Consider the following 23,154-nt stretch of genomic DNA (forward strand, 5'->3'; position numbering starts at 1 on the left):
TTCGTGGCGTAAAACATTCGTAACCAGAGTTCATCCGACCGCGAGGGAGACGAAAGCCGCTCGGGCATGTATCCTGGAGGCACAACGGTCCCGGCCCACACCCCTGGAGGGTCGGGACCGTTTTAACGTCCTCTCCCGTGTGGCGACCGGGATCGAGTCAGACCTGGCGGCCGTCGCTCGGCCAGTAGCCCTTGCGCAGGTCCCGCTTGAGGATCTTGCCCGAGGGGTTGCGGGGCAGGGCCTCGACGACGTCGACCGTGCGGGGGGCCTTGTAGTGGGCCAGCCGCTCGCGGGCGAAGTCGATGAGCTCCTGCGGGTCCACGGTGTGCTCGGGCCGGAACGCCACGACGGCCTTGACCGTCTCGCCCCACCGGTCGTCCGGGACGCCGATGACCGCGGTCTCCAGCACGGCCGGGTGCTCGGCGAGCACGCGCTCGACCTCGGGGGAGTACACGTTCTCCCCGCCCGTGATGATCATGTCCTTCACACGGTCCTCGATGAACACGAACCCGCCGTCGTCGACCCGACCGATGTCACCCGAGCGCAGCCAGGGGCCGCCTCCGTCGTCGGCCGCGACGAGGAGCTCGGCGGTGGCCTCGGGGCGGCCGAGGTAGCCCACGGTGTTCTGCTCGGTCCGCCACCACAGCTCACCCGATCCGCCCGGCTCGACGTCCTGGAGGGTGGTGACGTCGACGACGCGCAGCTCGACCCCGGGGATGGGTCGACCGGCCGAGACGAGGCGCTCCGGGTGCTCGGCGTCGCGGTGTGCCGCGTCGTCGAGGATGGTGACGACGCCGCCCATCTCCGTCATGCCGTAGACCTGCATGAACGCGGTGTCGGGCCAGTGCTCGATGGCACCGCGCAGCACCGGCAGGGGCATGGGGGCCGCGCCGTAGGAGAACGCCTTCAGCCGGCTGAACAACGCCATGGCCTGGGGCCCGGCCTGCAGCAGGGCCGCCACGACGGCGGGGACGAGGAACGCGTGGGTGGCGCCGGCCATCATCGCGCCGGCCAGCAGCTGAGGATCGACCTCGCGGATGATGTAGCCGTGGGTGCCGGTCGCGGGACCGAACAGGGCGTACGACGAACCGCCCACGTGGAACATCGGCATCGCGACCAGCATGGTGTCGTCGGGTCCGTACTCGATGTCGCCCATGGCGCTGAGCGTGTGCACGACCATGTTGTGCTGGGTGAGCATGACGCCCTTGGGCCGGCCCGTGGTGCCCGAGCTGTACATGACCAGGCACACGTCGTCGGGGTCGACGCCGGGCTGGCGCTCGACGGGGGTCGCCGCTGCGAGCCACGCCTCGAGCTCGTCGTCGTCGCCCCCGACCACGACGATGCGCTCGACGCCGACCAGGCGGTCGCGGATCAGGTCGATCGACGGGGCCAGCTCGTGGCCGACGAAGAGGATGCGGGCCCCGGCGTCGTTGATGACGTAGTCGAGCTCGTCGCCGGCCAGCCGCCAGTTGACGATCGCGTTGGCCGAGCCGAGCAGGCAGCACGCCTGGGTCGCCGTGAGGATGGCCGGGTTGTTCTTGTCGAGGAAGGCGATCCGGTCGCCGCGCACGATGCCCTCGGCCTGCAGCGCCCCGGCGAAGCGTCGGACGTCGTCCCAGGCCTCGCCCCAGGTCCACGTGCGCTCGAGGTAGGTCCAGCAGCGGCCGTCCGGGTCGTGCTCGGCGCGGTACGCGTGGAAGTCGGTCAGGTACGTGGCGTCGGGCAGGTCGGGCACGGCGTCTCCTCTGTGGCGTGGGTCACGCCAGCCTAGGGGCTCCCGACCCCACGGTGAAGCAGCTTCCCGGTACCGGATTCGGCCCGCCGTGAGTACCGGTACAGCCGTTCAGGAGCCTTCGACCGCCGTGGCGATCCGCTCGAGCGTGCGCTCGATGTTGCGCTTCGTGGAGCGCGGCATGTTGCCGCGCCGCAGGGCGACGCGCTGCCGGTCGCGGCTGATGTCCCACGTCTCGCGGACGATCGTGCTGCTGCCCTGGTCGACGAGCTCGTAGCGCCAGACCCGGCCGCCGATGATGCCGAACAGGCCGGTGGTGCGCCACGCGATGCGTCGGTTCGGCTCGAACTCGACGACCTCGTTCTTCGTCGAGTACGGCAGACCCATCTTCATCGACATGCCGAACACCGAGCCCATGTGCAGCGGCTCGCTCTCGCTGCTCGTGCCCTGCACCGTTCCGGAGCCGTCGATCTCACGGTGCCGTGCGGCGTCGGACAGCAGGGCGAAGATGCGCTCGGCGGGGGCGGCGACGAGGCGCTCGGCCGTGACCTGGTCGGTGGACATGGGCTCATCGTGGCGGAGGTGGGGCGTGCCCGCACGCCAAGCAGGGGTGCGCGGGTCAGCCGAGCACGAACGCGAGCCAGAAGCCGAGTGCGGTGGCGATCCCGACCCACCACCCACCCTCGCGGTAGGCCTCGGGGAGGAGCGTGTCGGAGAGCACGGCCAGCGTCGCGCCGCCGGCCACGGCCTGGGCCACCGCCACGGCGGCCGGGGAGACCGCCCCGCCTGCGGCGTGCGCACCGACGGTCACGAGGGTCAGCAGCACGCCGACGGCCGCCCACAGCGCCAGCCCGCGGCGAGGCCCGAGTCGCTCGTCGTCGCGGAGGGCCGCAGCGCTCGCGATGGCCTCGGGCGTGTTGCCGACGGCGATCGCGACCAGCAGGGCCAGACCACCCTCGCCCAGCGAGACCCCGAGCGCGGTGTTCTCCGGCACGCCGTCGAGGAAGGCCCCGAGCAGCAGGCCCATGCCGACGGCCGAGGTGCCCGCCCGACGGTCCAACAGATGGCTGAGGACCACGTAGATCCCGGCACCGCCGAGCAGGGCGATCCCGGCCCGGACGGCGTCGAGGGCCTCGAAGGCCGGCCCGAACAGCTCCTGGGAGGCTGCGGCGATCATGGTGCCGGCCCCGAACGCCATGAGGGCGGCGAGGGCTGCCTGGGGGATCCGCCACCGCAGGCCAGCTGCGGCTCCGACGACCAGCGGGACGGCCGTGGCGGCGCCGTACAGAGCAGCGGTGAGCACCCGTCCACGCTAGGACCGGTGGCGCGGTCGTGCCTGTCGGTGGCCTCCGAGAGGCCTCGACCGCGTGGCTGTCGTCGTCGGGGGCCGGGTCCTCGGGGCTCGGCCTGGGTCGGAGGTAGGTGGCACGCGCTTCGCCACGCCCGGAGGTAGGACAGGCGCGGATGGTGGTCCCGTATCCGCGCGTCACCTACCGCCTCTCCGCAGGAAGCGCGCGCCACCTACCTCCCACTGCCGACCACGTCACGCCCAGGACGGTTCCGGGGCCTCGCGCAGGCCCCTACACTGGAGCGGTGGCACGCGGAGACGGTCGGCTGACGCACGACATCGATCCCCAGGACGTCGGACCCCAGGACGCCTGTGGCGTGTTCGGGGTGTGGGCCCCTGGTGAGGAGGTCGCCAAGCTCAGCTACTTCGGCCTCTACGCCCTGCAGCACCGCGGCCAGGAGTCCGCCGGCATCGCGGTGAGCAACGGCAAGCAGATCCTCGTCTACAAGGACATGGGCCTGGTCTCCCAGGTGTTCGACGAGTCGACGCTGGAGTCGCTGAAGGGCTCCGTCGCCATCGGGCACTCCCGGTACAGCACCACGGGCGCCAGCGTCTGGCAGAACGCCCAGCCGACGTTCCGGCCCACGGCGCAGGGTTCGGTCGCCCTCGCCCACAACGGCAACCTCACCAACACCGCCGAGCTCGTGACCATGCTCGAGGAGCGGACCGCCCAGCAGGCTCCGGACCGCCGCGGCAAGGGCGAGACCGCCACCACCGACACGTCGGTCATGGCCAGCCTGCTCGCCTCCTACCGCGACCGCTCGGTCGAGGAGGCGGCCATCGAGGTCCTGCCGAAGCTGCGTGGCGCGTTCTCGCTGGTGTTCATGGACGAGACCACGCTGTACGCCGCACGCGACCCGCAGGGGATCCGACCGCTCGTGCTGGGTCGCCTCGAGCGCGGCTGGGTGGTCGCCAGCGAGACGGCGGCCCTCGACATCGTCGGTGCGTCCTTCATCCGCGAGATCGAGCCCGGCGAGTTCATCGCGATCGACGAGAACGGGCTGCGCACCGAGCGGTTCTCGCCCGCGGCGCCCAAGGGCTGCATCTTCGAGTACGTCTACCTCGCGCGTCCGGACACGACGATCTCGGACCAGCGAGTCTTCTCCGTCCGCGCCGAGATCGGACGCCGCCTCGCCCGTGAGCACCCCGTCGACGCCGACCTGGTCATCCCCGTGCCGGAGTCGGGCACCCCTGCGGCCATCGGCTTCGCCGAGGAGAGCGGCATCCCCTTCGGCCACGGGCTGGTCAAGAACTCCTACGTGGGCCGCACGTTCATCCAGCCGTCGCAGACCATCCGCCAGCTCGGCATCCGGCTCAAGCTGAACCCGCTGCGCGACGTCATCGCCGGCAAGCGCCTCGTGGTCGTCGACGACTCGATCGTGCGCGGCAACACGCAGCGCGCCCTCGTGCGGATGCTGCGCGAGTCCGGCGCCGCCGAGGTGCACGTGCGCATCTCGAGCCCGCCGGTCAAGTGGCCGTGCTTCTACGGCATCGACTTCGCCTCGCGCGCCGAGCTCATCGCCAACGGCATCAGCGTCGACGAGATCTGCCGCTCCATCGACGCCGACTCGCTCGCCTACGTCGAGCTCGACCAGCTGGTCGAGGCGACGAACGTCCCCAAGGACAAGCTGTGCCGGGCCTGCTTCGACGGGATCTACCCCGTGCCGCTGCCCGAGGACGACTTGATCGGCAAGCACCTGCTCGAGTCCGACGTCACGCCGTTGAAGGTGATCCAGTGACCAGTGCCGCCGATCCCACGACCACGGAGCCGAGCGCGTACGCCGCGTCCGGAGTCTCGATCGAGGCGGGCGACCGCGCCGTCGAGCTGATGAAGGAGTGGGTCGACAAGGCCCGACGCCCCGAGGTGGTCGGTGGCATCGGCGGCTTCGCGGGTCTGTTCGACGCCTCGGCCCTGAAGGACTACCGCCGGCCGCTGCTCGCGACGTCGGCCGACGGCGTGGGCACGAAGGTGCAGATCGCCCAGCGCATGGACGTGCACGACACCATCGGCTTTGACCTGGTCGGCATGCTCGTCGACGACCTCGTGGTCTGCGGTGCCGAGCCGCTGTTCATGACCGACTACATCGCGTGCGGCAAGGTCGTGCCCGAGCGCATCGCCGACATCGTGAAGGGCATCGCCCAGGCGTGCGCGGAGTCCGGCACCGCGCTGCTCGGTGGCGAGACCGCCGAGCACCCCGGACTGCTGCACCCCGACGAGTACGACGTGGCCGGCTCCACCACCGGTGTGGTCGAGGCCGACGCGCTGATCGGCGCCGAGCTCGTCCGCCCGGGCGACGTCGTCGTCGCCATGGCGTCCTCCGGCCTGCACTCCAACGGGTACTCGCTCGCGCGCCACGTGTTCTTCGGGACGGCGCAGTGGTCCCTCGACCGCGACGTGCCCGAGCTGGGTGCCACGCTCGGCGAGGCCCTGCTGACGCCCACGCGCCTGTACACGCTGCCGTGCCTCGACCTCGTGCGGCGCACGCAGACGCACGCCATGTCGCACGTGACCGGCGGTGGGCTCGCGGCCAACCTCGAGCGAGTGGTCCCCGAGGCCGTCTCGGTGCGCGTCGACCGGGGCACCTGGGCGCGGCCGGCGATCTTCGACCTGGTGGCCGACCTGGGTGGCGTCTCGCAGGGCGACCTCGAGGAGGCGCTCAACATCGGCGTCGGGATGGTCGCCCTGGTCGCGCCCGACGACGCCGACGCGGCCGTGCGCCTGCTGGGCGAGCACGGCGTGGAGGCCTGGATCGCCGGCGACGTCGCCGAGGCGGGCGTGCACGGACCGGGCGGCAGCGTCACGCTGGCCGGGACACACGCCTGACTCTTCGACCCGGTGCCAGCGACGTTGGCAGGGTTTGGGTAGGGTGGGCCCCACGACATACTGACGATTTCTTTCTGCGAGGGGGTCGGACCCATGGGGCGCGGCCGTGCAAAGGCAAAGCAGACCAAGGTCGCACGCGACCTGAAGTACCGGACCTTTGATCCGGACTTCGACGATCTGCAACAGGAACTCCACCACGACTCCGGTGACCCGATCCCGGACCAGTACGCCGATCTCGCCCAGAAGTACGGGGACGAAGCCGCCAGCTGACGCGGTCCGGCCGTGGTTCCGCGGCCGTCGTCGTGAGGCGGTCGTGGGCTGACGTCTGCCCGCGAGGGCGGGTCCGGCGGTGCGCTCAGGCGGCCCGACGTGCACTGCGGATGTGTCTGCGCGGCTGGGTCCTGTCCTGAGGCTGCGACGACGCGGCTTCGCGTCGACCTGCGCTCCGAGAGGGGCCTCGGCCGGCGAACGGGTGCGTGCTCGGTCGGGGCCGTCAGAGGTAGGTGGCGCGCGTCATCGGTCCGTCAGAGGTGGGTGGCGCGCGGATACAGGGCGCCTATCCGCGGCTCACCTACCTCTGACCTGCCCGTTCCGCGCGCCACCTACCTCTCACCCGCTGTGCCCTGGGTGGGGGAGCCGGCGCCCCGCGGGGTCAGCGGGGCGCGACAGCCGGCTCGGCCACCAGAACCGGCGGCCGCACCAGGCGACCAGGGCCGGCGTGACCAGGCCACGCACCACCACGGTGTCGAGCAGCACGCCGAAGCCGACCAGCACGCCCAGCTGGGCCAGCAGCACCAGTGGCAGGACACCGAGGACGGCGAACACGGCAGCCAGCAGGATGCCGGCACTCGTGATCACGCCACCGGTGACGGCCAGGGCCGTGACGATCGACCCGGTCGCGTCCCCCGTCCGACGCATCTCCTCCCGTGCGCGCGCGGTGAGGAAGATGTTGTAGTCCACGCCGAGCGCCACCAGGAAGACGAAGGCCAGCAGCGGGGTGCCCACGTCCATCGCCGACCAGCCGAGCACGTGGTCGAACACGAGCCACCCCACGCCGAGGGCCGACAGGTAGGACAGCACCGTCGTCGACGCCAGCAGCAGGGCCGCGACCACGGAGCGCAGCAGCAGGAGCAGCATGCCGAGCACGACGGCCAGGACGACCGGGATGATGACGCCGCGGTCCCGGGCTGCGGTGTCGGCCTCGTCGAGGGCCTCGGCGTCCTGGCCGCCGACCAGGGCGTCGGGGTCGACGTCCTGCACGGCGGTGCGCAGCAGCCCGACCGTCCGCAGGGCCGCTTCGCTGGACGGCTCGTCGCTCAGCACCACGCTGACCTCGGCGATCCCGTCGCCCTCGCGGCCCACCTCGGCCGAACGGACGTCGGGCACGTCGCCCGCGGCACGGGCCACCTGCTCGGCCCGCTGGGGTGTGGTGACGATGCTCGTCGGCGCCGACGAGCCGGCCGGGAAGGCCGACGACAGCGTCTTCTGCGCGGTGATCGACTCCGGGGTGTCGAGGAACTGCTCGTCCTGGCCGAGGCCGGTGCGCAGCCCGAGCGTGCCGAGGGCCATCAGGACCAGGATCACGAGGCCGCTGACGGTCACGACGACGGGACGACGGGTCACGGTCGTGCCGACCCGACGCCAGAGCCCACGCTCGGACGGGTCGGGGTCGCCGACGCGGGGCACGAACGGCCAGAACAGCCAGCGTCCGGGCAGCGTCATGGCGGTGGGGAGGACGACCAGGGCGAAGAAGACGGCCACGACGATGCCCGCAGCACCGGACAGGCCGATGCGGCTGACGAACGGCGCGTCGGCCAGGAGCAGCGCCAGCAGGCCGATCACGACCGTGCCGGAGCTCGACAGGATGGCCGGTGCGGCTGCGCCGACGGCCTGACGCATGGCCTCGCGGCGATCCTCGTGGCGGCGCAGCTCCTCGCGGTAGCGCGCGATGAGCAGGAGTGCGTAGTTGGTGCCGGCGCCGAACACGAGCACCGACGTGATGCCGGTGGTCGAGCCGTCGATCGGGATGTCGGTCAGCCCCGAGATGGCCTCGACGACCTTCGCGGCGACGCGGTCGCCGAGCCCGATGACGATCAACGGGACGAGCCAGAGCCACGGGCTGCGGTACGTGACGATGAGCAGCAGGGCCACCACGATCGCGGTCGCGGCGAGCAGGCGGAAGTCGGCGCCCTCGAAGACGGCGCCGAGGTCGGCCTGGACGGCCGGGGCGCCCGTCACCTCCGCGGTCAGGCCGTCGGGCAGGGCCTCGCGGACGTCGGCCCGCAGGTCCTCGATCCGCTCGGAGTTCTCGTCGGTGCCGACGCCTCCGGGCAGGGGGACGGTGAGCAGGGCGACCGTGCCGTCCTGCGACGGGACGGGTCCGGCGACCTCGCTGTCGAAGGACGATCCCAGGTCCTGCGAGAGCCGACCCAGGGCAGCCAGCTGCGTGCGGTCGATGCGCTCGCCGCCGTTGGAGACCACGACGATCGCGGGAGCGTCCTGGCCTCCGGGCAGGTCTGCCAGCCGGTCGCGCGCGATCGCGGACTCGGCGTTGTCGGGCAGGTTCACGGAGGCGTCGGTGCTCTCCGTGGGCCCGGGGGCCAGAATGAGAACGGCTGCCGAGAGCACGAGCCCGAGCAGCAGCACGACGACGGACCGCCTCGGGCCGACGAGCCGGGCGAGGGGGAAGGTTCGATGATCGAAAGTTTCCACGATGGAAGGATAGGATGGGCGGCATGAGTGCGCAACACGGACCCCCCGAGGGTGACCGGGCCGACGTCGTGCGCCAGCTCCGCGACCTGTCCGAGCGATCCACGCGCTACGCCGAGCGCGCCGGCGCCGCCCACGGCCTGCACCGGTCGGACCTCACGGCGCTGTCGGTGCTGGCTCGCGCGCACGAGGACGGGCGGGCGCCGCTGACACCCGGCGTGCTTGCCCGCGCCCTCGCGCTGAGCCCGTCGGCCACCACGACGCTGCTCGACCGGTTGGAGCGGTCCGGCCACGTGGAGCGCTCCCACGACGAGGTCGACCGCCGTCGGGTCAGCCTGGCGATGACCAGGTCCGCAGGCGAGGCCGCCAGTGCGATGTTCGGACCCATGGCCGCGTCGATGGACGCGGCCATGGACCAGTTCGACGACGACGAGCTCGCCGTCGTGCGCCGGTTCCTGGCCGCGATGATCGACGTCATCGACGCCCAGGAACCGCGCGCGCAGGACCCCTGACCGACGGGGAGGAGGGTCAGCGCGGCAGGTGGATCTGGCCGAGTCGGCCCACGTCACGCATGCGCTGCTCCGCCTGGCGGTCCGCGGCCTCGGCCGTCGTGATGCTCTCGGAGGCGGCCCGCTCGAGCACGGCGAGGGTCGTGTCGAAGATGCCCGTGGCACGGGCCTTCGCGCGCTCGAAGCTGAACCCCTGCGGGTCGAGCTCGTCGGCCACCTGGATGACGCCGCCGGCGTTCACGCAGTAGTCGGGGGCGTAGACGACACCCTTCTCGGTGAGCAGCTTGGCGGTGCCGTCGTGCGCGAGCTGGTTGTTCGCGCCGCCGCAGACCACGCGGGCCGACAGGACGTCGATCACGTCGTCGGACAGGGCCCGCCCGAGCGCGCACGGCGCGTAGACGTCGAGCGGCTCGGCCACCAGGGCCTCGGTGGAGGCGACGACGCGCACCTGCGGGAAGCGCGCGGTGAGCGCCTCGATCGCGGCGGTGTCCACGTCGGTGACGACGACGGAGGCGTCCTCGGCCACGAGGTGCTCCACGAGGTGCTTGCCGACCTTGCCGACGCCGGCCACGCCCACGGTACGGCCGGCGAGGGACGGGCTGCCCCACGCGTGCTGGGCGCTGGCGCGCATGCCCTGGTAGACGCCGAAGGCGGTGAGCACGGAGGAGTCGCCGGCGCCGCCGTGCTCGACGGTGCGGCCGGTCACGTAGGAGGTCTCGCGGGCGATGACGTCCATGTCGGGGCTGAAGGTGCCCACGTCGCACGCGGTGTAGTAGCGACCGTTGAGCGACTCGACCATGCGACCGTAGGCGCGCAGCAGGGCCTCGGTCTTCTGGGTGCGCGGGTCGCCGATGATGACGGCCTTGCCGCCGCCGAGGTCGAGCCCGGCGAGCGCGTTCTTGTAGGCCATGCCCTGGCTGAGCGCGAGCACGTCGGCGAGGGCGTCGGCCTCGCTCGCGTAGGGGTGGAAGCGGGTGCCGCCGAGGCCGGGGCCGAGGGCGGTCGAGTGCAGGCCGATGATGGCCCGCAGGCCGCTGGCCTCGTCGTGGCAGAAGACGACCTGCTCGTGCGGATGGGCGAAGACGGACGTGGTCACGGAGTGCTCCTGGTGTGCTGGGCCCCGGTGTGGGTGGACGGGGCGCTGGTGGTGGCCCTCGGGGTGGTGAGGACCTCCTCGGATGCTACTCCCGTCCGGACGCTCGACGCACGGATCGATCAGTCGCGCGTGCGGCGCGCGAGACGCTTGTCCATCCGGCGGATGCTCGGGGTGATCACCTTGGTGAGCGCCCCGGGCAGCACCGACATGCCGGCCTCGGTGACGGCGCCGCCGAGGCTGGTGACCCGCGTCGGCCGCTCGGTGGCGGCCTTGACCAGCCAGCGAGCCGCCTTGTCGGGCGTCATCATCGGCATGGCGGCGTAGATGCTCGTGGCCCCGGACATCTCCGTTCGCACCATCGGGAAGTACACGACGGTGGTGGTCACACCCTCGTGGCCGTGCTCGGCGAGCAGGGACCGCGCGAACGACTCGAGGGCGGCCTTGCTGCCGAGGTAGGCCGAGAAGAGCGGGATCGGCAGCTGGGACGACATGGTCGAGGAGAACACGACGTGGCCGCGTGACCCGTCGATGCGGTCCTGCTCGAGGAAGCGGGGCAGCAGGGCCAGTGTGAGCCGCACCGCGCCGAGGTAGTTGATCGCCACGGTGCGCTCGTAGTCGTGCAGGCGGTCCGTGGAGTCGCGGATCGAGCGTCGGATGGACCGGGCGGCGTTGTTGACGAGCACGTCGATGCGTGGGTGCTCGGCCAGCAGCTGGTCGACGACCCGGGCGGTGTCGGCGTCGTCGGTGAGGTCGACGGGGTAGGTGCAAGCCGTGCCGCCGGCCTCTCGCACGCGAGCCGCGACGGTGTCGAGCTCGTCGGCGCGACGGGCGAGCAGGCACACGGTCCAGCCGCGCTCGGCCAGCTGCACCGCCGCCTCGGCGCCGATGCCGCTCGAGGAGCCGGTGACGACCGCGACCTTGGACCGTCGGACTCGCGGACTCATCGCGTGGCCACGGCGGACGCGTCGACGAACAGGGCACCGATGAGCCGGCCCACGCGGTCGACCATGTCGGCGGCCGTCTGCTCGGGGTGGTCGACCCACCAGTCCATGAGGGAGTCGACGATGCCGAGCCAGGTGGCGGTCATGGCCGACACGTCGAGCTCGTCGGTGACGCCTCCCAGGGCGAGCAGCTCGCTCACGCCCTCGTGGGCCAGCTTGTCGAGACGCTCGGTGTGTGCGCTGACCACGCCCACGACCTCGCTCGCGGTGGGCGCGGTGCGGTCGTGCAGGAGCCGCCAGACGTGACGGCGGTCCTCCAGCACGGCGAACATCCCCGCGAGCGTGCGGACGCCGCGCTCGATGCCCACGACGTCCTCCCGCGCGATGCGCTCGATCTCGTCGCCCAGGAGGGTCCCGGCGCGGTCGAGGCACGCGGCGTAGAGGCCCTCCTTGGAGCCGAAGTAGTTGTAGACGAGCGGCTTGGAGATCCCGGCGGCGCGCGCGACGTCGGCGATGTTGGTGGCCGCGAAGCCGTCGGTCCCGAAGGCCACGGATGCGACGTCGAGGATCTGCTCCTCGCGCTCGGCACGGGGGACCCCCTTGGTGCCGGCGTTGGGTCGGACGGCCATGCCCGAACTCTAGCGGACGAGTATGAACACGTGGTAACTTACCCGAAAGTCATATGCCCGGACGGTGACGCCCGGGGTGGATGTCGACGTCGGAGGACGCATGGACGATTTGCTGGACCCGCTGAAGAACCCGGTGACCTACGCCGCGCCGTTCTTCGTGCTGACCATCCTCATCGAGTTCGCGGCCCTCAAGTGGCTCGACCACGACGACAACACGACCGGCTACGCCCTCAAGGACGCCCGCACGTCGATCTCGATGGGCGTCCTCTCCCTGGTCTTCCTGACGGCGTTCAAGGTCGTGACGTTCTTCGGCTTCGTGGCCGTCTACGCCTACGTCGCGCCGTTCCAGCTGCCCACGGACACGTGGTGGTACTGGGTCCTGGTGATCCTGGGCGTGGACCTCGGCTACTACTGGCACCACCGGTTCAGCCACCGGGTCCGCATCGCGTGGGCCGGGCACCAGGCGCACCACTCCAGCGAGTTCATGAACTTCGGCACCGCGCTGCGGCAGAAGTGGAACCCCTGGTTCGAGTTCTTCTTCTGGCTGCCGCTGCCGCTGCTCGGCTTCGCGCCGTGGACGCTCTACGTGGCGTTCGGCTTCAACCTGATCTACCAGTTCTACGTGCACACCGAGCTGGTCACGAAGCTGCCGAGGCCCGTCGAGTACGTGTTCAACACGCCGTCCCACCACCGGGTGCACCACGGCAGCGACCCCGAGTACCTCGACAAGAACTACGGCGGCATCCTCATCGTGTGGGACCGGCTGTTCGGCTCGTTCACCGAGGAGCGACAGCGCCCCACCTACGGCCTGACCAAGAAGGTCGAGACGTACAACCTGCTGAAGCTGCAGTACGGCGACTACGTCGAGATCGTGCGCGACGTGCGCTCGGCCCACCGGTTCCGCGACAAGCTCGGCTACCTGTTCGGCCCGCCCGGCTGGACGCCCGCCGACCACTCGGAACCGGAGCAGACGGTCCTGCCCCGGCGCTGACGCGGGGGCGTCAGAGACCGCGCGACAGGCCGCCGTCGACCGGGAGCATGACGCCGGTCAGGTAGCCCGACGCGGGGGAGAGCAGGAAGGCCGCGGCGCGACCGAACTCCTCGGGTCGGCCGTAGCGGCGCAGTGGGATGGCGGCGGCGGCGCGCTCGCGGGAGCCCGCCGCGTCGCCGGACAGCGCGTCCAGCTCCTGCACGCGCTCGGTGTCCACGCGTCCGGGCAGCAACGCGTTCACACGCACGTCGCGAGGGCCCAGCTCGTCGGACAGGTCCTTCGCCGCCATGGCCAGCCCTGGGCGGAGGCCGTTGGAGATGCCCAGCCCGGTGACGGGCATCTTGGCCGACGTCGACAGGACGAGCGCGATGGAGCCGCCCCGTCCCGGCTCGATCGCCTCGGCGACGGCGGTGGCGATGCGCAGGCCGCCGAGGAAGACGCTCTCGAAGGCGCCGCGCCACTCCGCGTCGGTGCGTCCCAGCACGGTGCCCGGAGGCGGGCCGCCCACGCTCACCAGGGCTCCGTGCACAGCGCCGAAGTGCTCCTGCGCGACGGCGACCAGTGAGGTGGCGGTGTCCTCGTGGGCGTTGTCGGCGGCGATGCCGACCGCTCCGCCGGGACCGGCCGAGCCCAGCTCCCGCGCGGCGGCGTCGACCGACTCCTGCGAGCGGGAGGAGAGCACGACGTTCGCGCCCTCGGCCACGAGCACCTCCGCCGTCGCGCGACCCAGTCCGCGGGTCCCACCGGTGACGACGTACGTCCTGCCTGCCAGTCCGAGGTCCATGTCGTCAGCCTACGGCGGGCTCCGGTGACCGGCGTCGGGCGCGCCACCTAGCCTGTCCGGATGAGCTTCCAGAGGTACGTGGCCCTCGGCGACTCCTTCACCGAGGGCGTCGGCGACCCCGACCCGACCCGCCCCAACGGCGTGCGCGGGTGGGCCGACCGGGTGGCCGAGGTGCTCGGCCGCGGTGCGGTCGGCGGGGGAGGCGACGGCTTCGGCTACGTGAACCTCGCGATCCGCGGTCGCAAGCTGGCCGCGGTGCTCGACGAGCAGCTGGAGCCCGCGTTGGCGGCCCGGCCCGACCTCGTCTCGCTGTACGCGGGCGGCAACGACATCATGCGCCCCAAGGTCGACATCGACGCGCTCGTGTCCCGGTACGACGACGCTGTCGGGACGTTGGGGGGCACGGGGGCGACGGTCGTGCTGTTCACCGCGTTCGACCCTGCGGGCTTCCCCATCTTCTCCGCCGGGCGCGGGCGCTTCGCGATCTACAACGAGCTGGTGCGCGAGGTGGCCGACCGGCACGGCACGCGACTCGTCGACTTCTGGCGCATGCGTGAGTACCGCGACCCGAGGATGTGGGCCGTCGACCGGCTGCACATGTCGTCGGCCGGCCACCAGCGGATGGCCATCGCTGTGCTCGACGAGCTGGGCGTGCCGCACGACCTCGAGCCGCTGCCCCTCGTGGACCCGCCGGCACGGACGCCCCGGGAAGCCCGGGCCGACCACCTCGACTGGGCACGCACGCACGCCGCCCCGTGGGTGAAGCGCCGCCTCACGGGCACCTCGTCGGGCGACACCCTGTCGGCGCGCTACCCCGACCCCTCGCGCCTCGGAGCACCGTCGTCCGAGTGACGGCGGATCGGCCGATGACGCTCCGAGACGCGGGGACTCAGGAGTGGGCGGCGCGCTGCTCGTAGGCGTCGCGGATCTCCTCGTCGGCGTCGGCCAGCACGCCGTCGGTGCCGAGGGCCCGACCGAGCGTGTCCTTCGCTCGTCGTGGGAGCAGGTTGGCCCCGTAGTAGATCGCCTTGGCGTGCCGCGGCACCCAGGTCTCGAAGCGCGGCTTCCGCGCCACCGCCACCACGGCGTCGGCCACCTCCTCGGGGCGGCACGGACGCATGCCGCGCGTCGCCTGGATGCCTGAGCCCAGCTCGGTGGCGACCACGGTGGGCAGGATCGCCGAGACGTCGACGCGCTGGGGTGCGAGCTCGGTGCGCATCGCCTCGGTGAAGCCGACGACGGCGTACTTGCTCGCGCTGTAGGTGGCGCCGTGCGGCAGGGCGATGCGGCCGACGCCGGACGCCACGTTGACCACGTGACCGCGACCTCGCGCGATCATCCCCGGCACGACGAGCTTGGTGCCGGTGATGACCCCGCGCAGGTTCACGTCGAGGATCCGGTCGGTGGCGTCGTCGGTCTCGTCCACGAGCGGGGAGATCGGCATGATGCCCGCGTTGTTGACGAGCACGTCCACCGGCCCGACCTCGGCCTCGGCGAACGCGACGAACGCGGCGAAGGACGCGCGGTCGCTCACGTCGAGGCGGTGGCCGACGGCGCCGCGACCGACGGAGCGCGCCGCCTTGTCGACCAGGTCGTCGTCGAGGTCGCCCAGGACCACGCGGGCCCCGGCCGCGGCGAACCGCTCGGCGGTGGCCAGACCGATGCCGCGCGCGGCGCCGGTGACGAGGACGGTGCTGCCGGTCAGCTGGTGCGTGCGTGCCATGTCGCTCCTTGGGGGAGGGGTGAGAGGTGGACGGGCTGTCCGTCCTTCGGGAACGGGAGGGAGAGGTAGCTCAGCGGAGCCCGGTAGTCGGGGTCGACGCTCCAGCGGTGGTGCCGCAGCAGGTGCACGAGGATCGAGCTCACCTCGGCGCCGGCGAAGAACAGGCCGAGGCACTTGTGCACCCCGCCGCCGAACGGGTCCCACGCGTGCCGGTGGGCCTTGTCCTCGCGGCGGTGCTCGGCGAAGCGCTCGGGGTCGAAGCGCTCCGGGTCCGGCCACAGCTCGGGCAGGTGGTGCGACAGGTGCATCATCACGACGACGAGCCGGTCGGCCGGGATGCATCGGCCGAGCACCTCGGTCTCCTTCACGGTGCGCCGGGCGACCACGGGGACGGGCGGGACCAGCCGCAGCGCCTCCTTCATCACCAGCGGGATGTCGACGAGCGTGTCGAGGTCGTCGAGGGTCGGGTGCTCCGGAAGGGCCATCGCCTCGGCCCGGCAGCGCTCCTGCCACTCGGGGTGCTGGCCGAGCAGCTGGACCATGGTCGAGCTGGTGATGGTGGACGTGTCGTGCGCGGCCATGAGCAGGAAGATCATGTGGTTGACGACGTCGTCGTCGCTGAACGTGCTGCCGTCCTCGTCGCGCAGGCGGCACAGCACCGAGAACAGGTCGGTGCCGTCACCGTCGCGGCGGCCGGGCAGGTGGCGGGCGAAGAAGTCCTCGAGGAGTCGCCGTCCGCGCAGCGCCCGGCCCCAGCGGGTGAACGGCACGTCCAGACGCACGAGGGCGGTCGCGGCCTGGACGCAGTCGATGAAGGCGGCGTTGACGCGGTCGAGCTCGCCGGGGTCGGCGGGCTCCACGCCGCCCATGAACACCTCGGTCGCGACGTCGAGGGTGAGCGACTTGAGCGCCGGGTACACCTGGACGTCGGGCCCGTGCTCCCAGGCGGCGATCGTCCGGCGGACCGGCTCCTGCAGGGCGGCGGTGTAGCCGGCGAGGTGGTCGCGCGTGAAGGCGGCCTGCATGATCCGGCGGTGGCGGTGGTGCTCCTCGAAGTCGAGCAGCATGAGCCCGCGGTCGAAGAACGGCCCCACCAGCCGCCCCCATCCTGGTCCGCTGGCGAAGGCCTTGTCGGCGTTGCGGAACGCTGCCTCGCAGGCGTCGGGGCCGAGCAGCACGGTCCACCGGTCGCCGATGAAGTCCATCTCGCTGACGGGGCCGTAGCGGTCGTGCTGATCGCGCATCATCGCGAGCGGGTCGCGCACGTAGCGCAGCGTCTGCCCGACCCACGGGAGCCCGCGTCGGTACGGGGCGTCCACCGGCTGTGTCATGGGACCTCCAGGAGTGACCTGCATCACGGGTCATCCTGATTCAGGAAGGGCGTCCTGTCAATATCCACGTATGATGTCGACATGGCGGTGAAGGCAGGGGTCTACGGCGGACGGACGCACGAGGAGCGACGGCGGGAGCGGCGCGAACGGCTGCTCGAGGCTGCCCTCGAGGTGTGGGGCACCGAGGCGGCCGGACCGGTGACGATGACCCGGGTGTGCACGACCGCCGGACTCTCCGAGCGCTACTTCTACGAGCAGTTCACGAACCTCGAGGCGGCGCTCACGGCGGTGCTCGAGGCGGTGGCCGCCGAGATCGCGTCCGCGTCGGTCTCGGCGCTCGAGCAGGCCGAGGGCGACGCCGAGCAGCGGGTGCGCGCCGGTCTCGCGGCCTTCGTGCGCATCCTGACCGACGACCCCCGCAAGGGACGCGTGGCGATGATCGAGTCGGTCGCGCTGCCGGCGCTGCGGGCACGCCGCGCCGAGCTGCTGCGCGACTTCGTGGCGCTCACCGCCCAGGAGTCGCGGTCGCTGCACGGGCCGAGCGCCTGGGACGAGCCCGAGGGTCGGCTGGCCGCCACGATGTTCATCGGCGGGATCGCCCAGCTGGTGACCGACTGGCTCGAGGGTGCCGTCGAGGCGGAGCCCGACGACATCGTCGACGCGGCGGTCCACCTCTTCGAGGCCACCGCGCACCGCTGAGGGTGCGCTCGTGCCTCCGGACGGGAGGACGCGGCGCGGGAGATCCGTCGCGCCAGGCCGGTAGCGCGCCAATCCGACGGTCGTCCTCGAGGCGAACCTCTTCGGCGGAGTCGGGCGACCTCGACATCGTGTGACAGTCAGGCAATAACGGCGTCGATAACATGGCAGAAGCCGAATAATGACAACAAGGTCGAGAAGTACCTACGTTCGTCTCGAAACGGTGTGGCCATCTACTGAATCCTTGACGGCGGCCACCTGAACGCCGAAACTGCGGGCACCGCTTGCTTGAGCGGAACCAATCTCGGGGGGTCGAGGCATGCGTACAAGCTTGTTGGGCGCACAAAAAATCGGAGTCAGCGCAGTCGTGGGCGCGGTGGCAGTTGTGGGACTGACTTGGCAGAGCGCAACCGCCTCTGCTGACGACGAGGTCGTCGTCTCGGTCGGGGTCGCTGATGCGCAAGGCGACCCGGCAGCACATGTCCCCGTCACCCTCTACGCGTGGCCATCGGCAAAGGACCTTGCCGATGTGAGGGTGGGACAGCAAGTTGATCGCGTGGAGATCGCGCGACGCGCGACCTCACGGACGGGGCAGGTCGACATTCTTGCGAGCGACATCGCCGACATCACGAACCTCATGCATGGCGAGAAGTACCTCGACATTGACGTCGTCGGCGACCTCGGGTCAGAAGGCATCGTGACTCGGACGGTGACGCTCGCGGACTCCCGTGTGGCTGACGGTGTGCCTGAATCTGCGGCCGTGGTCGACAGCAGGACGGGCGACGTTTTGCGCGGCTCCGAAGTCGCTCTAAATGCGCCTTCGACGACGGCTACAGCCGGCAAGCGGTCGTACTCGGCGACTGGCCAGACCGTGGGTGAGTCCGACGAAGAGTCGAAGTCTCAAGCGGAAGCGCTGACGGACGTGCCTTCGCCGACGAGCACCAAGGCCAGTCAGGACGAGGTCTGCCCGTCCACCGGCACCACCTTGATCGAGAATCTCGGAAACCGTTGGGTCAACGTCGGCAACGCCCTCATCAGGGTGAGCGGGAAAGAATCAGAGTTCGTCTACAGCACTCTGGCGTCGACGTCGCTCGGGACCGCTATCGAGGTCGACGGCATCTTCACCGCTTCTGATGCAGTAACTCGCGAACACACCCTGAAGGTCGAGTTCCCGAAGATTACTACTCCGCAGTACCTGAATTTCGACACTCAGTTCTCGTACGGCAAGTACTGCACGTTCTACCCCACGAGGGGCGTCAGCGAAGTGACGGTGCGCCCCATCAAGCACGAGGGCGGTACGCGAACCCGAACGGGTCGCAGCACGCTCGCAACACCCAACTGCACTCCCTACGCCGCGGGCTCGTCAGGCACGAAGAACTCTACCGAGGCGATCAGGTGGAACAACGGCGTCAAGATCGAGGCAGCCATCGGCATCGACCTCTCCTCGCAGACGGGGTTCACGACCGCGGCTGAGCAGAAATGGAGTTTCACGACGGCTGGAAACTTGTGCGGCAGCGCCGACTTCCCCGGTGGTGACGCCCGAGTCATCGCCATGCAAGGGCTCACGTGAGAGGTTCACCTGTACGGGTTTCGTCCCAGTCTCGACGGGTCGCGGCGGTCCTAGCCGTTGCCTTGTTGGTCGCGGCCACGGCGAGCTGTTCGAGCAATGGAGTCCGGACCGGCGAGGCGCTCGATGTCGGATCGGCGTGGACTCTTTGCCAAGCGAATGGCAGCGAGCCGAAGACGTTCGGGCAGGCACTACTCAAGAACACTACTCAGTCAGACGTCACGCTCGAGTCCGCAGAACTGATCGATGCCCAGGGACTGGAGATCGTTGGCGCAGCGATCGTGCCTAGCGACAAGAAAGCGAATGGGCTGGTCTGGTCTCAGTGGCCACCCGCCTATCCCGGGGCCGAAGAGACTTTAAAGGAGGAAGGTCAGTCTGTTCCCGGCGCGGTTATCAAGCCGGCCCAGACATGGTTTCTCTGGGTCGGCGTCCGCGCGCGGACCGGTGCAGGCTCGTCTGGGGCCGTGCGCGTCAACTATCTGCACGACGGGCAAGAACTTCAGCAAGAGGTTCGCTATAGCCTTCAGATCGTCGCCGGAAAGACTTGCCCCGAGGCGTGACCTCCTCTGTTCGATCCAATGTCGTGAGTGGGCCTCCTGCTGCGCTTGCGCAAATGTATGACTGCGCTGCCAAGAATTCAGCCAGGCATAGGCGCGGCTGATCGGCTTTCCATCGGCTAGCGCGCCCCGCTGCGACGAATTACGGACTCATCGGAGGCTGCCTCCACGTAGGCGCGGCCCTTTGAGGCAAAGCGCTCCGCATAGTTCAGAGCCTCGCGGGTCGCCCTGATGTCGACATCCCACTGGTGCCGGGTCACGGCCCGCTGCTCTGGTGCTTGCTCGTCGTACGGGATGTCGGCGGTGTCACCCATGGCGTTAGTCCTATCGAGGTGGTAAGCGCCGCCCGAGCCGCCAGACACTTCGAAGATACGCGTCCTCAAGTTAGATCGCTGCGTCACACGTCACCACACACGGACGCTGACGTCGAGGGTCTGGGCAAGCATCGGGAGATGACTCGCGCCGAGGTCCTGTTGGCCGCGTTCAAGTCTCGACAGCGTGGAGTGGTGGACCCCAACGGCCTCGGCGACAGACGCCAGGCTCAGTCCAAGTTCAGTGCGACACGCAGCAACGCGGAGGCCCAGTTCCGTGAGCGTGGCTCGACGGCCTTCGGACCTGCCCGCGGGCTCAGTAGCGGGCATCCACTCACTCCTTGATCGGGCAGGTTTGAGAAATCAAACCCTCCCGCGACTTCCGCGGGCCATCTTCGATCTGAGTCTGGGATTCGAGGGGAAACAATTACCCCGGAAAGCAGTCCCGATCACCGGGACCGCTCTGGTGGTCAGGAGCGGGGTCGAACCGCTGACCTTCCGCTTTTCAGGCGGACGCTCTACCAACTGAGCTACCTGACCGTCGCCCGCGAACGGGCGACCGCCACCTTATCGCACAGGATCCGCGGACCTGAAACCGGTTTGGGTGGGTGCGGCAAAGGGGGGCCGGACGTCAGACGACGCGCACCGCGTCGTCGAACTCGATGCGCGGGAGGCGCTCCTGCCAGGCGTCCGGGCCGGGGTGGCCGAGGTTCACCACGAGCTGCGACCGCCAGCTCGTGCCGCCCAGGAAGTCACGGTCGACGCCGCTGCGGTCGAAGCCCGCCATGGGTCCGGCGGCCAGACCGGTCGCGCGCACCCCCATGAGGAAGTAGGCGATCTGCAGGGCCGCGTTGAACTCGGCCTGCTGGAAGCGCATGGCCTCGTCGGCGTCGTACATGTCGCGGGCGCCGGGGAAGGGCGGGAAGAACTCCGGCAGGTGGTCATGGAAGTCCGTGTCGGCCGCCAGGATCGCGACGAGCGGGGCCGTGGAGGTCTTGGCCTTGTTGCTGCCGCTCATGTGCTCGACGAGACGGGCGCGGGCATCGGGGCTCTGCACGAGGACGATCCGCAGGGGCTGGTTGTTCATGGCCGTGGGGCCGAACTTGGTCAGCGCGTGGACGGCGCGGATCTCCTCGACCGTCACGGGCTCGTCGGTGAAGGTGTTCGCCGTGCGTGCCTCGCGGAACAGCGTGTCGAGGGCCGTGTCGTCGAGGACGTACTCACTCGTGGTCGTGGAAGTCATGGAACGTTCAACCACCTCTACGCCGCTGAGCATTCCGACTGTGACGCACCGGACACCGGCGCCGGAGCACGAAGAAGGCCCGCGCCTGATGGCGCGGGCCCTCTTTTCGTTCCTCTGCGACCCCGACCGGACTCGAACCGGCGACCTCCGCCGTGACAGGGCGGCGCGCTAACCAACTGCGCCACGGGGCCTTGCAGTGCGGCGTAACCGCGACGGTCACTCTATCCCATGGGGTCGGGCGACCACAAAACGGGGGCTCGCCTACCACTGCACGTCGGCGCCCAGCGGTGCGTCCGCATGCCGGGACCCCGCCCGCGAACGGTCGCGGCGCGGTTCGATCGACCCATGAAGCCTCGCCGTCACCGCCGCGCACTGCCCCTCGCCCAGCTGGTCGAGCGCGCGACCTGTGTGGCCGACGAGGTCCGCGCCGAGCTGCACTCCGTGCACGCCGACCCCGACGAGCGCTGGCACGTGCGCCTGCACCACGACGACGACGTCGACGTCTGGCTCATCTCCTGGACCCGGGAGCAGGGCACCCAGCTGCACGGGCACGGCGGGTCGAGCGGCGCCTTCACCGTCGTGTCCGGCGAGCTCGAGGAGACCGTGTGGGACCCCGCCGTCCGCGAGGCCGACGGCGCCACTCGCACGCGAGGGGACGTCGTCGCCTTCGGCCCCGGGTACGTGCACGACGTGCGCAACGTCCTCCCCGGCACGGCGGTCAGCGTCCACGTCTACTCCCCGCCCCTGGAGCGGATGGACTTCTTCGACGTCGAGCCCGACGGAGACGGATCGGCTCGACTCGTCCGGCTCGCCCACGTCTGGACCGATGACCCGGAGATCGAGGCGCCCGCACGGGACGCTCGGCAGGCTGCCTCGTGAGCGCGCTCGCGGCCGAGCCGCCCCGCAGGGCGGCACGCTTCGCCTCGGTCGACGCGCTGCTGGCCGACGCCCGCAGCCGGCTGGTCCGGGTCAGTCCTCACCAGGCGGCGCACCGCACGAGGGCCGGCGCCCGGCTCGTCGACATCCGCCCGCAGTGGCAGCGTGAGTCCGACGGCATCGTGCCCGGCGCCCTCCACGTGGAGCGCAACCACCTCGAGTGGCGTCTGCACCCGGAGTCCGGCGCCAGCCTGGCCGAGGCCACGTGGGACGCCGAGTGGATCGTGCTCTGCACCGAGGGCTACACGTCCTCGCTCGCCGCCGCAGCGTTGCGATCCCTGGGTCTGGACGCCACCGACGTGGTCGGTGGGATCCACGCGTGGCGAGCCGCCGGGCTGCCCGTCGACACGTTTCCGATTGCCGATGTCGGTGCGGCCGTGAAGACTGTCGTCCCATGATCGAGTACCGGTCCGTCGGCAAGACCTTCCCCGACGGGACCCAGGCCGTCGCCTCCTTCGACCTCACCATCCCGTCGCGCACGACGACCGTGTTCGTCGGCTCGTCGGGGTGTGGCAAGACCACGCTGCTGCGCATGGTCAACCGCATGGTCGACCCGAGTGCCGGGCAGGTGCTCATCGACGACGTCGACGTCGCGACCTCCGAGCCCGTGCAGCTGCGCCGCAGCATCGGCTACGTCATGCAGCACGCCGGCCTCCTGCCGCACCGCAAGGTCGTCGACAACGTGGCCACCGTGCTCCGGCTCAACGGCACCGACAAGAAGGCGGCGCGCGAGCGGTCGCTCGAGGTGCTGCGCACGGTCGGGCTCGACGAGTCCCAGGCGCGCAAGTACCCCGGGCAGCTGTCCGGGGGGCAGCAGCAGCGCGTCGGGGTGGCGCGCGGGCTCGCGGCCGACCCGAACATCCTGCTCATGGACGAGCCGTTCGGCGCCGTCGACCCCATCGTCCGGCTCGAGCTGCAGGGCGAGCTGCGCCGACTGCAGCGCGACCTGGACAAGACCATCGTCTTCGTCACCCACGACATCGACGAGGCCTTTGCCCTGGGCGACCAGGTCGTGATCCTCAAGAAGGGCGGCGAGATCGCGCAGGTCGGCGCACCGGCCGACATCCTCGCCGCGCCGGCCGACGACTTCGTCGCCAGCTTCGTCGGCCTCGACAAGGGGGGCCGGTCCCTGCGCGTGGAGGATCGTGACGGCCGCCGTGTCGTCGTCGACGCCACGGGGCGCCCCGCCGGCGTGCTGGAGGACTGAGCCGTGGAGTGGGCGTGGCA

Annotated in this window: 25 protein-coding genes and 2 tRNA genes; 12 read left to right on the top strand and 15 right to left on the bottom strand. The window is 70.7% G+C overall.

What is annotated here, in order from left to right:
- Positions 1 to 157 precede the first annotated feature (157 nt).
- The 3 genes from ASF35_RS05055 to ASF35_RS05065 all read right to left on the bottom strand — a co-directional run bounded on the left by ASF35_RS05055 (position 158) and on the right by ASF35_RS05065 (position 3,035).
- A complete protein-coding gene (locus ASF35_RS05055; protein ID WP_055963725.1) occupies positions 158 to 1,735 on the bottom strand; it encodes an AMP-binding protein in 1,578 nt (525 codons plus the stop codon).
- A 108-nt stretch (positions 1,736 to 1,843) separates the two neighbouring features.
- Positions 1,844 to 2,296: an SRPBCC family protein gene (locus ASF35_RS05060; RefSeq protein WP_055963728.1), complete on the bottom strand. Its 453-nt coding sequence runs from the start codon at positions 2,294 to 2,296 to the stop codon at positions 1,844 to 1,846.
- Positions 2,297 to 2,351: 55 nt separating this feature from the next.
- Positions 2,352 to 3,035, bottom strand: coding sequence for a ZIP family metal transporter (locus ASF35_RS05065; protein ID WP_055963731.1), 684 nt, complete (start codon positions 3,033 to 3,035; stop codon positions 2,352 to 2,354).
- 290 nt (positions 3,036 to 3,325) lie between these two features.
- Here ASF35_RS05065 and purF point away from each other — a divergent pair, with 290 nt between their 5' ends.
- The 3 genes from purF (at position 3,326) to ASF35_RS17640 (ending at position 6,174) form a co-directional block, all read left to right on the top strand.
- A complete protein-coding gene (gene purF, locus ASF35_RS05070; protein WP_055963735.1) occupies positions 3,326 to 4,819 on the top strand; it encodes an amidophosphoribosyltransferase in 1,494 nt (497 codons plus the stop codon).
- Complete coding sequence (gene purM, locus ASF35_RS05075) at positions 4,816 to 5,904, top strand: phosphoribosylformylglycinamidine cyclo-ligase (protein WP_055963738.1); 1,089 nt, start codon at positions 4,816 to 4,818, stop codon at positions 5,902 to 5,904. The genes purF and purM overlap by 4 nt, the downstream gene beginning before the upstream one ends.
- Before the next feature lie 93 nt (positions 5,905 to 5,997).
- Positions 5,998 to 6,174: a DUF3073 domain-containing protein gene (locus ASF35_RS17640; RefSeq protein ID WP_082480278.1), complete on the top strand. Its 177-nt coding sequence runs from the start codon at positions 5,998 to 6,000 to the stop codon at positions 6,172 to 6,174.
- A 339-nt stretch (positions 6,175 to 6,513) separates the two neighbouring features.
- Here the strand turns inward: ASF35_RS17640 and ASF35_RS05080 are convergent, their stop codons facing one another.
- On the bottom strand, positions 6,514 to 8,616 hold the full coding sequence (locus ASF35_RS05080) for an MMPL family transporter (protein ID WP_200931723.1): 2,103 nt from the start codon (positions 8,614 to 8,616) through the stop codon (positions 6,514 to 6,516).
- Between the two features lie 23 nt (positions 8,617 to 8,639).
- Between ASF35_RS05080 and ASF35_RS05085 the strand changes: the two genes are divergently transcribed.
- On the top strand, positions 8,640 to 9,125 hold the full coding sequence (locus ASF35_RS05085) for a MarR family winged helix-turn-helix transcriptional regulator (RefSeq protein ID WP_162239228.1): 486 nt from the start codon (positions 8,640 to 8,642) through the stop codon (positions 9,123 to 9,125).
- A gap of 16 nt (positions 9,126 to 9,141) precedes the next feature.
- Here the strand turns inward: ASF35_RS05085 and ASF35_RS05090 are convergent, their stop codons facing one another.
- The 3 genes from ASF35_RS05090 to ASF35_RS05100 all read right to left on the bottom strand — a co-directional run bounded on the left by ASF35_RS05090 (position 9,142) and on the right by ASF35_RS05100 (position 11,788).
- Positions 9,142 to 10,218 carry a Glu/Leu/Phe/Val dehydrogenase dimerization domain-containing protein gene (locus ASF35_RS05090; RefSeq protein WP_055963749.1) on the bottom strand — a complete coding sequence of 359 codons (1,077 nt, stop codon included), beginning with the start codon at positions 10,216 to 10,218 and terminating at the stop codon, positions 9,142 to 9,144.
- Positions 10,219 to 10,337: 119 nt separating this feature from the next.
- Positions 10,338 to 11,162 carry an SDR family NAD(P)-dependent oxidoreductase gene (locus tag ASF35_RS05095; RefSeq protein ID WP_055963752.1) on the bottom strand — a complete coding sequence of 275 codons (825 nt, stop codon included), beginning with the start codon at positions 11,160 to 11,162 and terminating at the stop codon, positions 10,338 to 10,340.
- Positions 11,159 to 11,788, bottom strand: coding sequence for a TetR/AcrR family transcriptional regulator (locus ASF35_RS05100; RefSeq protein ID WP_055963757.1), 630 nt, complete (start codon positions 11,786 to 11,788; stop codon positions 11,159 to 11,161). Before ASF35_RS05100 ends, ASF35_RS05095 begins: the two co-directional genes overlap by 4 nt.
- 100 nt (positions 11,789 to 11,888) lie before the next feature.
- On the opposite strand from ASF35_RS05100, the gene ASF35_RS05105 reads away from it, so the two are divergent.
- Entirely contained in the window at positions 11,889 to 12,779 is an 891-nt protein-coding gene (locus ASF35_RS05105; protein WP_055963762.1) for a sterol desaturase family protein, read from the top strand.
- A 10-nt stretch (positions 12,780 to 12,789) separates the two neighbouring features.
- Here the strand turns inward: ASF35_RS05105 and ASF35_RS05110 are convergent, their stop codons facing one another.
- Complete coding sequence (locus tag ASF35_RS05110; protein WP_055963765.1) at positions 12,790 to 13,563, bottom strand: SDR family oxidoreductase; 774 nt, start codon at positions 13,561 to 13,563, stop codon at positions 12,790 to 12,792.
- 60 nt (positions 13,564 to 13,623) lie between these two features.
- Between ASF35_RS05110 and ASF35_RS05115 the strand changes: the two genes are divergently transcribed.
- Positions 13,624 to 14,415, top strand: coding sequence for an SGNH/GDSL hydrolase family protein (locus ASF35_RS05115; protein ID WP_055963769.1), 792 nt, complete (start codon positions 13,624 to 13,626; stop codon positions 14,413 to 14,415).
- Positions 14,416 to 14,452: 37 nt separating this feature from the next.
- Here the strand turns inward: ASF35_RS05115 and ASF35_RS05120 are convergent, their stop codons facing one another.
- Positions 14,453 to 15,286 (bottom strand): SDR family oxidoreductase, encoded by an 834-nt coding sequence (locus ASF35_RS05120; RefSeq protein WP_055963773.1) that lies wholly within the window; start codon positions 15,284 to 15,286, stop codon positions 14,453 to 14,455.
- Positions 15,265 to 16,617, bottom strand: a complete 1,353-nt coding sequence (locus ASF35_RS05125; protein ID WP_200914375.1) for a cytochrome P450 — start codon at positions 16,615 to 16,617, stop codon at positions 15,265 to 15,267. Before ASF35_RS05125 ends, ASF35_RS05120 begins: the two co-directional genes overlap by 22 nt.
- An 81-nt stretch (positions 16,618 to 16,698) precedes the next feature.
- On the opposite strand from ASF35_RS05125, the gene ASF35_RS05130 reads away from it, so the two are divergent.
- From ASF35_RS05130 to ASF35_RS17970, 3 genes are all read left to right on the top strand, one after another.
- Complete coding sequence (locus ASF35_RS05130) at positions 16,699 to 17,316, top strand: TetR/AcrR family transcriptional regulator (RefSeq protein WP_055963777.1); 618 nt, start codon at positions 16,699 to 16,701, stop codon at positions 17,314 to 17,316.
- 316 nt (positions 17,317 to 17,632) lie between these two features.
- Positions 17,633 to 18,883 (top strand): hypothetical protein, encoded by a 1,251-nt coding sequence (locus ASF35_RS05135; RefSeq protein WP_156364866.1) that lies wholly within the window; start codon positions 17,633 to 17,635, stop codon positions 18,881 to 18,883.
- 62 nt (positions 18,884 to 18,945) lie between these two features.
- Positions 18,946 to 19,440, top strand: coding sequence for a hypothetical protein (locus ASF35_RS17970; RefSeq protein WP_156364865.1), 495 nt, complete (start codon positions 18,946 to 18,948; stop codon positions 19,438 to 19,440).
- A gap of 116 nt (positions 19,441 to 19,556) precedes the next feature.
- On the opposite strand, the gene ASF35_RS05140 is transcribed toward ASF35_RS17970, so the two are convergent.
- The 5 genes from ASF35_RS05140 to ASF35_RS05155 form a co-directional block, all read right to left on the bottom strand.
- Complete coding sequence (locus ASF35_RS05140) at positions 19,557 to 19,751, bottom strand: hypothetical protein (protein ID WP_156367961.1); 195 nt, start codon at positions 19,749 to 19,751, stop codon at positions 19,557 to 19,559.
- 90 nt (positions 19,752 to 19,841) lie between these two features.
- Entirely contained in the window at positions 19,842 to 20,078 is a 237-nt protein-coding gene (locus tag ASF35_RS18605) for a helix-turn-helix transcriptional regulator (RefSeq protein ID WP_082495370.1), read from the bottom strand.
- A 134-nt stretch (positions 20,079 to 20,212) separates the two neighbouring features.
- Positions 20,213 to 20,288 (bottom strand) — tRNA-Phe (locus ASF35_RS05145).
- A 91-nt stretch (positions 20,289 to 20,379) separates the two neighbouring features.
- A complete protein-coding gene (locus ASF35_RS05150) occupies positions 20,380 to 20,991 on the bottom strand; it encodes a malonic semialdehyde reductase (RefSeq protein ID WP_055963789.1) in 612 nt (203 codons plus the stop codon).
- 117 nt (positions 20,992 to 21,108) lie between these two features.
- A tRNA-Asp gene (locus ASF35_RS05155) sits at positions 21,109 to 21,182 on the bottom strand.
- 154 nt (positions 21,183 to 21,336) lie between these two features.
- On the opposite strand from ASF35_RS05155, the gene ASF35_RS05160 reads away from it, so the two are divergent.
- The 3 genes from ASF35_RS05160 to ASF35_RS05170 are packed head-to-tail and all read left to right on the top strand — an operon-like array spanning position 21,337 to position 23,134.
- Positions 21,337 to 21,870, top strand: a complete 534-nt coding sequence (locus ASF35_RS05160) for a cysteine dioxygenase family protein (RefSeq protein WP_056573431.1) — start codon at positions 21,337 to 21,339, stop codon at positions 21,868 to 21,870.
- Entirely contained in the window at positions 21,867 to 22,325 is a 459-nt protein-coding gene (locus ASF35_RS05165) for a rhodanese-like domain-containing protein (RefSeq protein ID WP_055963795.1), read from the top strand. Before ASF35_RS05160 ends, ASF35_RS05165 begins: the two co-directional genes overlap by 4 nt.
- Positions 22,322 to 23,134 carry an ABC transporter ATP-binding protein gene (locus ASF35_RS05170; protein WP_055963798.1) on the top strand — a complete coding sequence of 271 codons (813 nt, stop codon included), beginning with the start codon at positions 22,322 to 22,324 and terminating at the stop codon, positions 23,132 to 23,134. The genes ASF35_RS05165 and ASF35_RS05170 overlap by 4 nt, the downstream gene beginning before the upstream one ends.
- The last annotated feature ends 20 nt before the right edge of the window (positions 23,135 to 23,154 follow it).

Origin of the sequence: Aeromicrobium sp. Leaf291, assembly GCF_001423365.1 — a bacterium.
Lineage (GTDB): Bacteria > Actinomycetota > Actinomycetes > Propionibacteriales > Nocardioidaceae > Aeromicrobium.

What these genes read in the sequence shown, in the direction of transcription:
- ASF35_RS17640 (WP_082480278.1), top strand. Translation starts at nt 5,998, where the DNA reads ATGGGGCGCGGCCGTGCAAAGGCAAAGCAGACCAAGGTCGCACGCGAC.
- ASF35_RS05160 (WP_056573431.1), top strand. Translation starts at nt 21,337, where the DNA reads ATGAAGCCTCGCCGTCACCGCCGCGCACTGCCCCTCGCCCAGCTGGTC.
- ASF35_RS05130 (WP_055963777.1), top strand. Translation starts at nt 16,699, where the DNA reads ATGGCGGTGAAGGCAGGGGTCTACGGCGGACGGACGCACGAGGAGCGA.
- ASF35_RS05100 (WP_055963757.1), bottom strand. Translation starts at nt 11,788, where the DNA reads ATGGCCGTCCGACCCAACGCCGGCACCAAGGGGGTCCCCCGTGCCGAG.
- ASF35_RS05095 (WP_055963752.1), bottom strand. Translation starts at nt 11,162, where the DNA reads ATGAGTCCGCGAGTCCGACGGTCCAAGGTCGCGGTCGTCACCGGCTCC.
- ASF35_RS05110 (WP_055963765.1), bottom strand. Translation starts at nt 13,563, where the DNA reads ATGGACCTCGGACTGGCAGGCAGGACGTACGTCGTCACCGGTGGGACC.
- ASF35_RS05135 (WP_156364866.1), top strand. Translation starts at nt 17,633, where the DNA reads ATGCGTACAAGCTTGTTGGGCGCACAAAAAATCGGAGTCAGCGCAGTC.
- ASF35_RS05115 (WP_055963769.1), top strand. Translation starts at nt 13,624, where the DNA reads ATGAGCTTCCAGAGGTACGTGGCCCTCGGCGACTCCTTCACCGAGGGC.
- ASF35_RS18605 (WP_082495370.1), bottom strand. Translation starts at nt 20,078, where the DNA reads ATGCCCGCTACTGAGCCCGCGGGCAGGTCCGAAGGCCGTCGAGCCACG.
- ASF35_RS05105 (WP_055963762.1), top strand. Translation starts at nt 11,889, where the DNA reads ATGGACGATTTGCTGGACCCGCTGAAGAACCCGGTGACCTACGCCGCG.
- ASF35_RS05170 (WP_055963798.1), top strand. Translation starts at nt 22,322, where the DNA reads ATGATCGAGTACCGGTCCGTCGGCAAGACCTTCCCCGACGGGACCCAG.
- ASF35_RS05120 (WP_055963773.1), bottom strand. Translation starts at nt 15,286, where the DNA reads ATGGCACGCACGCACCAGCTGACCGGCAGCACCGTCCTCGTCACCGGC.
- ASF35_RS05085 (WP_162239228.1), top strand. Translation starts at nt 8,640, where the DNA reads ATGAGTGCGCAACACGGACCCCCCGAGGGTGACCGGGCCGACGTCGTG.
- ASF35_RS05125 (WP_200914375.1), bottom strand. Translation starts at nt 16,617, where the DNA reads ATGACACAGCCGGTGGACGCCCCGTACCGACGCGGGCTCCCGTGGGTC.
- ASF35_RS05060 (WP_055963728.1), bottom strand. Translation starts at nt 2,296, where the DNA reads ATGTCCACCGACCAGGTCACGGCCGAGCGCCTCGTCGCCGCCCCCGCC.
- ASF35_RS05150 (WP_055963789.1), bottom strand. Translation starts at nt 20,991, where the DNA reads ATGACTTCCACGACCACGAGTGAGTACGTCCTCGACGACACGGCCCTC.
- ASF35_RS05140 (WP_156367961.1), bottom strand. Translation starts at nt 19,751, where the DNA reads ATGGGTGACACCGCCGACATCCCGTACGACGAGCAAGCACCAGAGCAG.